Consider the following 13,538-nt stretch of genomic DNA (forward strand, 5'->3'; position numbering starts at 1 on the left):
CAGAAGTGACAACAGAGAACAATGACAGCGCAGAGTCCCTCGAGGATCGGATTCTCGGCGGCCTGGACGCCGAACAGCGCGAAGTCGCCAGCACGCTCAACGGACCGCTGTGTGTGCTTGCGGGCGCCGGCACCGGGAAGACCCGCGCCATCACGCACCGCATTGCCTACGGTGTCCATTCAGGGGTGTACAGCCCCCAGCGGCTTTTGGCAGTGACCTTCACGGCCCGCGCCGCCGCCGAAATGCGCAGCAGGCTGCGCGATCTGGGTGTCGGGAACGTCCAGGCAAGGACGTTCCACGCGGCCGCCCTGCGGCAGCTCCAGTTTTTCTGGCCACAGGCAGTGGGCGGCACATTGCCAAACCTGCTTGACCACAAGGCCCAGATGATCGCCGAAGCGGCCCGCCGCTTGCGGCTCAGCACCGACCGTGCCTCCATCCGGGACCTGGCATCGGAGATCGAGTGGGCGAAGGTTTCCATGTTGACTCCGGCGAACTACCTGGAAAACGCGCAGGGGAGGGGCACACCCGGAGGGTTCGACCTCACCGCCGTCGCCCGGGTCTTCCAGTCGTATGAGGACGTCAAAACCGACCGCAATGTCATCGACTTCGAGGACGTGCTGCTGATCACTGTCGGTATCCTCCAGGAGGACCAGAAGGTAGCCGCTACAGTTCGCGAGCAATACCGGCATTTTGTCGTTGACGAGTACCAGGACGTGTCCCCGCTGCAGCAACGCCTCCTCGAGCTGTGGCTCGGCGGCCGGGATGACCTTTGCGTTGTGGGCGACGCCAGCCAGACCATCTACTCCTTCACGGGGGCTTCACCCAAGCACCTGTTGGGCTTCAAGGCCAGGTACCCGGAAGCCCATGTGGTGAAGCTGATACGGGATTACCGGTCGACCCCCCAGGTGGTCAAACTGGCCAACGACCTTCTGGCCGGGCGGCGAGGCGGCGGACCGGTAGCAGATGCCGCGTGGGCCACTCCGCTTCAGCTCGTGGCCCAGAGGCCGGCAGGTCCGGCACCCCAATTTACCGAGTGCGCTGATGATGAAGCGGAAGCCGCCACCGTGGCGCTCAAGATCCGGGAACTGCTCGACGCCGGCACACCGGCGAGCCAGGTGGCTGTTCTCTTCCGCACCAACGGGCAGTCTGAGGCCTACGAGCAGGCCCTGGCAGCAGCAGGCATCGGCTACCAGCTGCGCGGCGGCGAGCGCTTCTTTGCCCGGAAGGAAGTGCGGGATTCGATCCTCCAGCTACGGGCCGCAACAAGGGCAGTGGCCGAAACCGCGACGGAGGAGCCGCTCGGGCAGCTTGTCCGCGACATCCTCGCCTCGCTCGGTTACACCGAAGCGGCTCCGCATAACGGCGGCGCCCTGAGGGAGCGCTGGGAATCACTGGCCGCCCTGGTGGCACTCGCGGACGAGCTGGTCCAGACGCGGGGGGATCAGTTCAGCCTTGCTGATTTTGTCAACGAGCTCCAGGAAAGATCCCTGGCGCAGCATGCCCCCACCGTCGAGGGGGTCACGCTCGCGTCCCTGCACGCCGCCAAAGGCCTGGAGTGGGACGCTGTTTTCCTGGTGGGCCTCAGCGAGGGCCTGATGCCGATTTCCTTTGCCGACACACCTGAAGCCGTGGACGAGGAGCGCCGGCTCCTCTACGTGGGGATCACCCGCGCGCGGGAGCACCTTGCCCTTTCCTGGTCAGCCGCCCGCACCCCTGGCGGCCGGGCCAACCGGAAACCTTCCCGGTTCCTCGACGGGCTCAGGCCCGATTCGGTGGCCAGTTCCAGTGCACGCGGAAAAGGTCCGGCGCCCCGCAGGAAAGCGGCAGCGCCTGCCGTGTGCCGGGTCTGCGGCAGCATGCTGGCCAGCGGTGCCGAGCGGAAGGTGGGGCGCTGCAACGATTGTCCCCCCAGCTATGAGGAACAGACATTTGACGCCCTCCGGCAGTGGCGGAAGGCTGTCGCGCTGTCGGCTGAGGTACCGGCTTTTGTGGTCTTTACGGATGCCACGCTGACTGCCATAGCCGAGGCCAAGCCTGCCTCGCTGGAGGAACTGGCAGCCCTTGCCGGCGTCGGACCTTCCAAGCTCGAACGCTACGGCGAAGACGTGCTCCGCGTGCTAGTTGAAAGCACCGCCCTGTGAGGCCGCCCGCTTCGGCACCGCCAAGAACAACCGGGGATGGCGCTCCTGTTGAGGTGAGGCGCTCGTCCCGCCGAACACGGACCGTGGCAGCTTTCTGGGAAAACGGAACGGCAGTGGTGGCCATACCGGCCCGCTTTACCGTCGCGCAGGAGGCTGAATGGGTACACCGGATGCTCGAAAAGCTGCACCGCCAAGGGGAGCAGCGCGGCCACAAGGGGAGGAGGCGGCCGGCTACGGACAGTGCGTTGGCAGCCCACGCCGCCGCATTGTCAGCCCGTTACCTCGGCGGCCGGGCCGTTCCGACGTCGGTACGCTGGGTCAGTAACCAGAACTCCCGCTGGGGGTCGGCCACACCGGCAGACGGAAGTATCCGCCTCTCAGACAAGCTCAGGCCCATGCCCCAATGGGTGATTGATTACGTGCTGCTCCACGAGCTGGCCCACCTGTTGGTAGCCGGGCACAACTCCGCGTTCTGGAAACTGCTGGAGGCTTATCCCGATACGCGGCGGGCCAAGGCGTTCCTTGAAGGCGTTTCCTTCGCCACTGCCCGCGGGCTGGAACCGGGGCAGGCCGCCACGCCGGGGGACGACCAGGAGGCCTACTAGATCCGGCTCAGCCCTTTGGCTGGCCGTCGTCGTCGTCGGGACCGTTCGCGTCGCCGTCCTTGGCTGTATCTTCACCGGCGGGGCCGGTCGTCACATCACCGGATGCCGGGGCGTCATCGAAGCCGCCGTTCAGCAGTTTCTGCAGTGCGTCGTCCACTTCACTGTCACTGGCTTCGGCCAGTTTACGGCGGCCGGTGAAGCCCGCGGGGTCATCAAGGTCATGGGCGGTCGGCAGCAGGTCGGGGTGCTGCCAGATGGCGTCGCGTCCTTCGATGCCGCGTTCATCCTTGAGGCCGGCCCACAGGGTGGCGGCCTCCCGGAGCCGGCGGGGACGCAGTTCCAGCCCTACCAGGGAAGAGAAAGCGTGCTCCGCGGGACCGCCGGTGGCCCGGCGACGGCGGACCGTCTCGCGGAGGGCGGCGGCCGAGGGCAGCAGCCTCTCGGTTGCCGCGGCAGTCAGTTCATCCACCCATCCTTCAACCAGGGCGAGGGCAGTCTCAAGCTTTTCCAGGGCCTGTTCCTGGGCAGGAGTGCGCTGGGGCATGAAGACCCCTTGGGACAGAGCCTCCTGGATGCCCTCGGGATTGCTGGGATCAAGGTCTCGGGCAAGCTCTTCGATCCGTGAGGTATCGATGTGGATGCCGCGCGCATATGCCTCGATCGCTCCCAGGAGGTGGCCCCGGAGCCAGGGAACCTGGACAAACAGGCGTGCGTGGGCTGCCTCCCTGACGGCCAGGAACAGCCGGATGTCATTTGCCGGCAGGCCCAGGCCTTCGCCGAAGGAGGCCACGTTCGCCGGCAGCAGGGCCATCTCAAGGTCGGCCAGCGGCACACCGATGTCGGTGGAACTGACCACTTCGGCTGACAGCGCCCCGATGGCCTGCCCAAGCTGCATCCCGAAGATGGCGCCGCCCATGTTCTGCAGCATGGAGGATGCGCCGCCCATCATGGACTTCATTTCCTCCGGCATCTGTTCAGTCATGGCGGTGGACAGCGCGTTGGCGATGCTGTTCGCCACCGGTTCGGTGAGCCGCTTCCAGGTTCCCAGGGTGGCTTCCACCCACTCCGCACGCGACCAGGCACGGCCGATCAGGCCCGTTGCCGGGAGGTCCGTGACCGGATCAAGCCACAGTTCGGCCAGGCGCAGGGCCTCGTCGACCTCACGGGACTGCACCGAGGTGACAGAGGGGTCAATGCCGCTGGCCGCCACCCTGCGCGCATTCTCGTGCGCAAGCTTCCAGTTGACAGGTCCCTCTGAGGGCGCGCTCATCATGGCCTGGACCTGGGAGAACATCTGGGCCAGGAGATTGGGGTCGTCCGGAAGTCCCGCCGCCTTTGCGAGCTCGGCGGGGTCGATGTTTTCCATGCCCTTGCCGCCCATCAGGTTCTGCAGCATTTCCGTCAATGGATCCTTCGGCGCATCATCGCCATTGGATGGATTGAGTGGGTTGGAGGTCATGATCCCGCCGATCGTCGGTGTGACTGTTCAACTTCACGGTACCCCGGGCCGGGGCGGCTGTCTGCCGGACAGCGCATGCGTTCGCTGTAGGCAAAGAGCGGGCTGCAGGCGTCACCGCGTAGTGTTGGTTCGGTGACTACAACCCGTGGCGAGCACCCATCCGAGGACCACGCCGACAGGCTCGAAGCCCGCATGGCCCCGGCCGAACAGCCCACCGAACCAGGACACGCAAGCACGCTGCCCGATGACACTGCCCCGGACGGCGACGTGCCGCGGCGTGCGAAGCAAGGCAACAAGCTGTCCGTGATGACGGTGTCCGGCGTCCTGGCTCTGGGTCTGGGCATTGCGGCCGGAACGGTCCCCGTGCCCTACGTGGTGGAATCGCCCGGTCCTGCATTCAACACGCTCGGCGAGGCCCAGGGAAGCCCGGTCATCAGCGTCACAGGGCATGAAGCGTATCCGGCCAAAGGGAACCTCGACCTGACCACCGTCTATGTCGAGGGCGGCCCTAACGGCCCGATCAGCATCCTCGGGGCCTTCGCCGCCTGGCTGGACCGGTCAAAAGCGGTATACCCGGAGGAACTCATCTACCCGAGCGGGACCACCAAGGAGCAGTCCGCGGAAGAGGGGGCGGTGGCTATGGCCACCTCGCAGGAGAATGCCGTCGCTTCCGCCCTGACCGAGCTCAAGATTCCCTTCGGCCAGCAGCTCCAGGCCGCCGGTCTCTCTGATGGCTCCCCGTCGGCGGGCAAGATCGAGAAGGGTGATGTCTTCGAGTCGATCAACGGCAAACCAGTGACCTCCCTCGCTGTCGTCCAGGCAGAACTGGCAGCGGGAAAGGGGGCACCGGCCACATTGGTGATGGACAGGGCAGGTCAGCCGGTCACCGAGACCGTCACGCCGATGGACAACGGCGCCGGCCGGTACATCCTGGGCGTTATGCTCCAGTACCGCTTCACCTTCCCCTTCGACGTGAAAATCTCGCTGGACAAGGTCGTCGGACCCAGCGCGGGCATGATGTTTTCGCTGGGCATCATCGATACCCTGACTCCCGGTGACCTGACCGGCGGGAAGCATGTCGCCGGAACAGGCACAATTTCGCCCGACGGGGTGGTGGGGCCGATTGGCGGAATCGGCCAAAAAATGGAGGGTGCCCGCGCCGGCGGAGCCACGCTGTTCCTTGCGCCGGCAGCGAACTGTAACGAGGTTGTGGGACATATTCCGCAGGGGCTGCAGGTGGTGAAGGTGGAGAATCTCGCCCAGGCGCGCCACGCCGTCGAGGTTGCCGGTTCAGGCCACGACACGTCCGGTCTGCCTGGTTGTTCCAGCAACTAGACTGAGGCCAGGAACTAAGCTTTACCGCCACTCGTGGCAGATATGACGGACGTTGCCACAGGCTTGACCGGTCACGGATGTCACCTGCAGGCACGCGCTTGAAATGTTAATCTGACGACAGCTATGAGGTACCGAGTTTGTCCCGTCCCACCAGCCCCATCCCGTCCGGAAGGAACCCGTCAAGACGCGGTGCCCTCACGCCCACGCTGATCCTGGTTGCCCTTGTGGTGGTGGGTTTCATTTTCTTTGCCAACGTGTGGACTGATGTCCTCTGGTACCGGCAGCTCGGGTTCTTCGAAGTGTTCGTGACGGAAAACGTCGCACGTATCGGCATCTTTGTCGCAGGCTTTGCGCTCATGTTCCTGGCCGTCTATTTTGCCATCCGGACCGCCTACCGGGCCCGGCCTGTCTACGCCCCCGATTCGGAGGTCCGGGACAACCTCAACCGGTACCAGGCCCAGCTCGAGCCGGTCCGCCGTGTCGTCATGGTGGGACTGCCTATCCTGTTCGGTCTTTTCGCCGGCAGCGCCGCCGCCAGCCAGTGGCAGAAGGTCCTCCTGTTCTTCAACCAGGAGCCGTTCGGACAGAGGGATCCTGTGTTCGGCATGGACATCAGCTTCTACCTGATGACCCTTCCGTTTTTCGGGTTCGTCACCGGTTTCCTGATCAGCGTCGTGGTGCTGGCAGGCATTGCCGGCACCCTGACCCACTACCTCTACGGCAGCATCCGGCTGATGGAACGCGGAATTTTCACGAGCCGCGCCGCCCAGATCCACCTCGCGGTCACCGGCGCCGCGTTCCTTCTCCTTCTCGGCGCCAACTTCTGGCTCGACCGCTTCGGGTCATTGCAGAACAGTGGGGGCCACTGGGCCGGCGCGCTATACACAGATGTGAACGCCGTCATCCCCACGAAAGCCATCCTTGCGGTAGCCGCCGTGCTGGTGGCCATCCTGTTTGTCGTGGCCGCGGTCATCGGACGCTGGCGCCTGCCTGTCATCGGAACCGCCATGCTGGTCATCACCTCAATCCTGGCCGGCGGAGTCTATCCCTGGGTCATACAGCAGTTCCAGGTCCGGCCCTCCGAGCAGACGCTGGAAAATCCCTATATCACCCGCAACATCCAGATGACCCGCTCCGCTTATGGCCTGGACAAGGTCCAGGTGGATCAGTACAACGCGACGAACAATGCGACTACCGGCGCTCTCGCCCCCGACGCCCAGACCACCGCCAACATCCGGTTGCTGGACCCCAACCTCATTTCGGACGCGTTCGCCCAGCTGGAGCAGTACCGGCCCTACTACCAGTTCCCCAAGTCGCTTAATGTGGACCGTTACCAGGTGGACGGCAAAGTGCAGGACACAGTCATTGCTGTCCGTGAACTCAATCCCCAGAACGTGGCGTCGAACCAGCAAGGCTGGCTCAACCAGCACGTTGTGTACACGCACGGCTACGGCGTTGTCGCGGCGAAGGGAAACAAGTTCACCGTCGACGGCAAGCCGGACTTCCTCCAGTCAGGCATACCCTCGACCGGTGTCCTCGGCAACGATTCCACATACGAGCCGCGCATTTACTTCGGCGAGGATTCACCGGAGTATTCCATCGTCGGCGGCCCGGCCGGCGCCGCTCCCCGGGAGCAGGACAGGCCCTCCGGCAAGGAAGGCGGCGGCGAAACGCAGTACACCTTCACCGGCAACGGCGGCCCCAACGTGGGCAGTTTCTTCAACAAGGTCCTTTACGCCATCAAGTTCCAGTCTTCGGACCTGCTTCTGTCGGACGGCGTGAACGCGGACTCGCAGATCCTCTATGACCGCAACCCGCGGGAGCGGATCCAGAAAGTCGCCCCGTACCTGACTGTTGACGGCAACGCCTACCCGGCTGTAGTCGACGGACGCGTGAAGTGGATTGTGGACGGCTACACCACGAGCCAGTACTACCCGTATTCCCAGCAGGCGCAGCTCTCGGACGCCACGACGGACTCGCAGACCACTTCCGGACGCGCAGTGGCACTGCCGAACAGCTCGGTGAACTACATCAGGAACTCGGTCAAGGCGACCGTCGACGCCTATGACGGATCGGTGACCCTGTACGCCTGGGACGACCAGGATCCGCTCCTGAAGGCGTGGCAGAAGGTCTTTCCGACTTCCCTCAAGCCGTTCTCCGAAATGTCAGGAGACGTCATGAGCCACGTGCGCTACCCGGAGGACCTGTTCAAGGTCCAGCGCGAGCTCCTCGGCCGTTATCACGTCACGGACCCTGTCAGCTTCTACAAGACAGACGACGCCTGGAGCGTGCCGAACGACCCCACGGTCTCAACGGACGTCAAACAGCCCCCGTTCTACATGTCCCTCCAGATGCCTGACCAGAAGCAGCCGGCCTTCCAGCTGACATCGTCGTTCATTCCGCAGATTGTGAACGGTACAGCCCGCAACGTCCTGTACGGCTTCCTGGCAGCGGACTCCGACGCCGGCAACCAGAAAGGCGTCAAGGCAGACACCTATGGCCAGCTGAGGCTCCTCCGGATTCCGCCTGAGGCCCAGGTTCCCGGTCCGGGCCAGGCACAAAACAAGTTCAACTCGGACCCGTCTGTCTCCCAGGCGTTGAACCTGCTGAGGCAAGGGGCCTCGGATGTGCTGAACGGCAACCTGTTGACCCTTCCTGTCGGCGGTGGAATCCTGTACGTCCAGCCCGTTTACCTCAAATCCACGGGTGAAACGTCCTATCCCACGCTGCAGCGCGTGCTCGTGGCCTTCGGTGACAAGGTTGGGTTCGCCCCCACCCTGGACGCGGCCCTCAAACAGCTCTTCGGCGGGGATTCAGGCGCTTCCGCCGGCGACTCCGCCAACAATGGCCAGACGCCAGCCGCTCCGGGTGCCACGCCGCCTACGGTCAGCGTCGGCGCACAGGCCGACCTGAAGGCCGCGCTGGAAGCGGCGAACGCCGCCATCAAGGCCGGGCAGGCGGCCCTCGCGGCCGGTGACTTCGCCACGTACGGGGACCAGCAGAAGAAGCTCGCCGCAGCCATCCAGAGTGCCCTTGACGCCCAGGCCAAGATCCCGGCAACGACTCCGGAAGCCACGCCGGCGCCCGCTGCCACCCCATCGGCAAGCCCGTCAGGTTCGTCCACGCCGTCGCCCTAAACGGTCACCTGACAGGCCCAGGCCTGGAACAAACAACTGCGGCAGCCCGGCCACATCCCACAGAAGGGAGTGGCCGGGCTGCCGCAGTTGCGCCGGCCATCAGACGTCTTCCGACGTCAGAGCCCTGCCGGGCCGAGAGCGAGACGCACATCACGCCTTCTCGATTTGGCCTCCCGTTCACCTGCCGGTAGAGTTGATCTTGCGACGCGGGGTGGAGCAGTTCGGTAGCTCGCTGGGCTCATAACCCAGAGGTCACAGGTTCAAATCCTGTCCCCGCAACTGACGGAAAGCCCGGATCTGGAAACAGGTCCGGGCTTTCCTGTTTGTGCCGTCGTGGGTTTGAATGGCTGTTAGACGGACCAGGCAGGTGCAGCGGACCTGGCGAAAGTGGCAGCCAAAGTAGGGTAGTGTTGATCAAGCGACGCGGGGTGGAGCAGTTCGGTAGCTCGCTGGGCTCATAACCCAGAGGTCACAGGTTCAAATCCTGTCCCCGCAACCAGATGGAGGCCCCGACCGGCAGTTACGCCGGTCGGGGTCTTCTTTTTGCTGGAATGCCGGTTGTCCCTAGTATTCTCTTTCGCAGAGACTCACGTTTTGAGCACTGGCCAGTCATTCTCGAGAGGAATGTTCTTCGATGTCCACATCCACAAAGAAGCCTGGGTCCGCGGCAGGCAAGCGGTCAAGACTCTATTGGGGTGTCCCTGCCGCTCTGGTGGTGCTGGTGCTCGTGGTGCTTCTGGCCAGGTGGATGACCGGACTTCCGGCTGTGGCCTCTTTTCTTGCCGACTATCCGGGCCACTCGGAGCTCCCGGGGGACGCGCCGGTGGGTTTTCCGGCGTGGTTGGCGTGGCAGCATTTCCTGAATGCTTTCTTCCTGCTCCTCATCATCCGGACCGGCTGGCAGGTGCGCACCACCACCCGCCCCAGCGGGCACTGGACGCGCAATAACAAGGGCCTGATCAAGACGAAGACGCCGCCCACCAAGATCACCCTTGAGCTCTGGTTCCACCTGACGCTGGATGCGTTGTGGATCCTCAACGGGCTGGTTTTCGCAGTCCTGCTGTTCGCGACCGGGCAGTGGATGCGGATCGTCCCTACGAGCTGGGATGTTGTCCCCAATGCCTTGTCAGCCGCGCTTCAGTACGTATCCCTCAACTGGCCCACTGAGAACGGCTGGGTCAACTACAACGCGCTCCAGCTGCTCACGTATTTCGCCACGGTCTTCATTGCCGCACCGCTTGCCTTCATCTCCGGCATCCGGACCTCCTCCGTCTGGCCGAAGAAAGCAACGGGCCTGAACAAGGCTTACCCGATTGAACTGGCGCGGGCCATCCATTTCCCGGTGATGATCTACTTCGTCGCCTTCATTGTGGTCCATGTCTTCCTGGTACTGGCGACGGGGGCGCTGCGCAACCTGAACCATATGTACGGCCCCAGCGACGACGCCGGCTGGTTCGGATTCTGGGTCTTCGTCGCCTCGGTGGCAGTCATGGTGGCAGCCTGGTTCCTGGCCCGGCCCATCTTCCTTCGCCCGATAGCTTCCCTGATGGGCAAAGTCAGCCGCTGACGGCCGCCAGACTCCCAAGCACGGCGAAGGCCGGGGTTCCTCACGAACCCCGGCCTTTGAAGGCTTCAGCGGGCTTAGGGCCCGCATGCCGCTAAAGCTTGTCGAAATCAGCTTCCTCGACGGTTGATTCCGAAGCGGCTGACGCGCCGGAAGCGCCGATAGCCGGCTTGGCGTTGCCGGACTTGAGTGCGGCCAGGCGTGCCTCGATTTCAACCTGCTCGCCGAGATCCTCAAGCTGGTTGAACTGGGCATCGAGGCTGGACTCGGCAAGTTCCTGCTGTCCCCGCACCTTGGCCTCTTCCCGGCGGATCTTCTCTTCGAACCGGCCCACCTCGGATGTGGGATCCATGAAGTCGATGCTCTTGATGGCATCGTGGACCTGCGACTGGGCAGCGGCCGTCTTGGAACGGGCGACGAGTTCGTTGCGCTTGCTGGTGAGCTCGTTGAGCTTGCCCTTCATCTGGTCAAGGCCGGTCTTAAGCTTGTCCACGACTTCACGCTGTGAGGAGATGCTCGGCTCGGCGCCCTTGGCTTCGTTTTCGGCCGACATCTGGCGCTGCAGTGCCACCTTGGCCAGGTTGTCGAACTTCTCGGCATCTGCAGCGTGGCCCGTGCCGCGGTATTCATCGGCCTTGCGCGATGCGGCGAGGGCCTTGTTGCCCCAATCGCGGGCGTTCTTTACGTCTTCGTTGTAGTCGTCTTCGAGCATACGCAGGTTGCCGATGGTCTGCGCCACGGCGGATTCAGCCTCGGCGATGTTGTTGGTGTAGTCCCGGACCATCTGGTCCAGCATCTTCTGCGGATCCTCAGCGTTATCCAGCAACGAGTTGATGTTTGCCTTTGCAAGCTGCGCGATGCGGCCGAAAATGGACTGCTTAACCATGGTGTTACCTTTCATCCTGCTCAATGGTGGCCACTGAAATCAGTGAACAGTTTGTTGTTTCGCTTCTATCCGCCAGCCGGTTCATTCCGGCCGGCGCCAGTTCTATCGGCTCAGAAACTTCCGGAGTCGCCTCCGCCGAACTCGCCTCCGCCAAAATCACCTCCGCCGAAGCCGCCGGAATCTCCGCCGCCCCAGCCGCCGCCGTCGCTGTGGCCGCCGCCCCAGCCGCCGCCGCTGCCGCCGTTGAGGATGGAGTTGATGAGGATGCCACCGAGGATGGCGCCGCCCAGGCCGCCTCCGCCGCCTCCGCCGAACATGCCTCCGCCGCCGTAGCCCTGGTTGGCATAGCCGCCGAAGTTGTCGACGTCGGCCTGGGCGAGCTGCGCCGCCTGGGCGGCGAGGGCGTGCGCCTGCTGGGCGTAGGTAAGGGCAGTGACAGGATCGTTTCGGGAGATGGAGAGGGCGTAGTCCAGGTTCCGCTGCGACTCAGCCAGCCGGGTGCGCGCCTCGGTACCCACGCCGCCGCGGCGGGCCGTGATGTAGTCCGAGGTGGCGCTGATCTGGGCCTGGGCAGACATGATGGTCTGCTGCAGGGAAGCCTGGGCCCGGCGCGCCTGTTCCTGCTGGTCCCGGATCCCGGTCAGCGCCTGGTCCAGTGCCTGATGTGCTGTTTCCACGCGCTGCAGCGTGGCGATGGGATCGATCTTCCCGCCCTGCATCTCGGCCTTGACCTGGCCAAGGGCCGACTCGACCCCGGCCACCGGTCCGGCCAGCTCCGGGTGGGCACCGGACTGGATCAGGGCCCGTGCCTGCGCCAGATCCTGGGAGGTATCCACGACGGCGGCCTCAAGGCCGTGCCGCGCCTCATCCAGGCTGGTGGAGACCTTGGAAATGGCGTCGAGGAGAACGTTGGTCTGGTGCAGGCTCTCTTCTGATGCACGGACGGCGACAGCGGCGAGGCTGGCCTCGCCTTCAGCCAGTTTCTGCTCCGCCGTGGCTGTGGCGTTCTGGACGAAGGCCAGGCGCTCCTTGGCCTGGGTGATGTTGTCTGCGACCTGAACCAGTGCGCTGTCCGCATATTTGGAGCGGAGGGCGGTGAGCGACTGTTCGGCTTTGGCGATCTTCGCGTCGGCTTCGTGCGCTCCGGCCTGGACTGTGGCAAGTGCCTGAGGGGCGTTCTTTTCCAGCTCGCGCAAGGAATCGAAATCGGCCTTTTGTTCCTGCAGGGAAGCGAGTGCGGCCTTGGACCGGCGGATGATCTCGCCAAGCCAGCTGCGCTGCTGCTCTTCGGTATCGGGAATGTGGTCGTCCAGTTGTTGCTGGAGTTTGAACGACTCGGACATGTGGGCTTTTGCTTCCGCCAATGCCTTGGTGAAATTGCCGACGGCGGAATCGCCGTATTGGGCCTGGGCGAACATCAGTTCCTGCTCGCTGGACTTGATGGCGTCATCTGCTTCGATGAGCAGCGATCCGCTCTTGCGGCGGAGCTCCTCCACCGTGAGCGAAGCGAGCGGATCCAGCTCGGCACCCTGGGGGCCGTAGCTGGCGCTGGATGCCTGGCCCGCTTTTTTCCGCCTGTTGCGGAAGTAGAGGTACGCGCCGGCACCTCCGGCGGCTACCACACCGGTTCCAACAAGGAGCGCGGTTCCTGCGCCACTGTCGGACGGGACATTGCCACTCCCGCCTCCGGCAGCATCGCCCACCGCCGCGGCAGTATCAATGGCCGCCTGCGCGTAGTCCTTCTTGCCACCGGCAAGATTTGCGGTCACGGCATTCTGGCTGATGTTCGACTGCTTGGACCTGATGGCGCTTGAGGCGTCAGTCGCAAAATAGAACTGACCCGCGGTCGAAATGGCCAACAGTACGTCGGCTTTACCCATGGATTTGTTTGTCGCGACGGCCTTGCCCCAGTCTTCAGGCTTTGCGGGGTTCTCAAAAGAGTTCACGGTGACCACGTAGAGGTTGTACTTGTGGTCTTTCAGAAGCTTTGAGATGGCCTCCTGGACCTCCGCTTTCCGGCCACCCAGAACATTGGCGTTATCCACAATGTTCGTTCCCGAGGGAATAGTCACCGGGCTCTCCGCCCAGGCGATACCGGCGGGAGCCGCCAGCAAACCGGTCAGGCCGATCACGGCGAGGATACGTTTGAACTTTGACCGCATGTGCAACCCTTCAGCACGCCTGACACTGATTCGGGACGAATCAGTCGTCTCGGAATCGATCAGCGCCCCCACGCGTGTGTCAAAGCCGCAGGTCGCTGTGGCAATTCCTCTTGATTCTATGGTGCACCGTCGGGGCGGTCCACAGCGGCGAATATGCCAGCAGCGAAACCGCAGGGCAGGTGCTGAAGCAGGTGCTGAAAGAACGGGAAAACGATGCGACTGACATTCAGGAACCTCCCAGTCAACGTG

The 13,538-nt window shown here is 64.0% G+C and carries 8 protein-coding genes and 2 tRNA genes; 7 read left to right on the forward strand and 3 right to left on the reverse strand.

The window, feature by feature from the left end; translation table 11 throughout:
- Positions 1–5 precede the first annotated feature (5 nt).
- Both QFZ40_RS05825 and QFZ40_RS05830 read left to right on the forward strand, forming a co-directional pair.
- A complete protein-coding gene (locus QFZ40_RS05825) occupies positions 6–2,141 on the forward strand; it encodes an ATP-dependent DNA helicase UvrD2 (RefSeq protein WP_306903353.1) in 2,136 nt (711 codons plus the stop codon).
- Positions 2,138–2,746: a M48 metallopeptidase family protein gene (locus QFZ40_RS05830; RefSeq protein ID WP_306903354.1), complete on the forward strand. Its 609-nt coding sequence runs from the start codon at positions 2,138–2,140 to the stop codon at positions 2,744–2,746. Before QFZ40_RS05825 ends, QFZ40_RS05830 begins: the two co-directional genes overlap by 4 nt.
- 7 nt (positions 2,747–2,753) lie before the next feature.
- Here QFZ40_RS05830 and QFZ40_RS05835 read toward each other — a convergent pair whose 3' ends face one another.
- Complete coding sequence (locus QFZ40_RS05835) at positions 2,754–4,205, reverse strand: zinc-dependent metalloprotease (RefSeq protein ID WP_306903355.1); 1,452 nt, start codon at positions 4,203–4,205, stop codon at positions 2,754–2,756.
- Between the two features lie 306 nt (positions 4,206–4,511).
- Between QFZ40_RS05835 and QFZ40_RS05840 the strand changes: the two genes are divergently transcribed.
- From QFZ40_RS05840 to QFZ40_RS05860, 5 genes are all read left to right on the forward strand, one after another.
- Entirely contained in the window at positions 4,512–5,540 is a 1,029-nt protein-coding gene (locus QFZ40_RS05840; protein WP_306906833.1) for a YlbL family protein, read from the forward strand.
- 137 nt (positions 5,541–5,677) lie between these two features.
- A complete protein-coding gene (locus QFZ40_RS05845; protein ID WP_306903356.1) occupies positions 5,678–8,677 on the forward strand; it encodes a UPF0182 family membrane protein in 3,000 nt (999 codons plus the stop codon).
- 205 nt (positions 8,678–8,882) lie between these two features.
- Positions 8,883–8,956: transfer RNA gene (locus QFZ40_RS05850), tRNA-Met, on the forward strand.
- Positions 8,957–9,099: 143 nt separating this feature from the next.
- Positions 9,100–9,176 (forward strand) — tRNA-Met (locus QFZ40_RS05855).
- A gap of 135 nt (positions 9,177–9,311) precedes the next feature.
- The gene (locus QFZ40_RS05860; protein ID WP_306903357.1) at positions 9,312–10,244 is read left to right on the forward strand and encodes a cytochrome b/b6 domain-containing protein; all 933 of its coding nucleotides are present in this window, start codon (positions 9,312–9,314) and stop codon (positions 10,242–10,244) included.
- 91 nt (positions 10,245–10,335) lie between these two features.
- On the opposite strand, the gene QFZ40_RS05865 is transcribed toward QFZ40_RS05860, so the two are convergent.
- Together QFZ40_RS05865 and QFZ40_RS05870 are read right to left on the reverse strand one after the other, a co-directional pair.
- Positions 10,336–11,127, reverse strand: coding sequence for a PspA/IM30 family protein (locus tag QFZ40_RS05865; protein ID WP_306903358.1), 792 nt, complete (start codon positions 11,125–11,127; stop codon positions 10,336–10,338).
- 110 nt (positions 11,128–11,237) lie between these two features.
- On the reverse strand, positions 11,238–13,289 hold the full coding sequence (locus tag QFZ40_RS05870; RefSeq protein ID WP_306903359.1) for a TPM domain-containing protein: 2,052 nt from the start codon (positions 13,287–13,289) through the stop codon (positions 11,238–11,240).
- Positions 13,290–13,538: the final 249 nt, after the last annotated feature.

The organism is Arthrobacter pascens (assembly GCF_030816475.1).
In the GTDB taxonomy this organism is placed as follows: Bacteria; Actinomycetota; Actinomycetes; order Actinomycetales; family Micrococcaceae; genus Arthrobacter; species Arthrobacter pascens_B.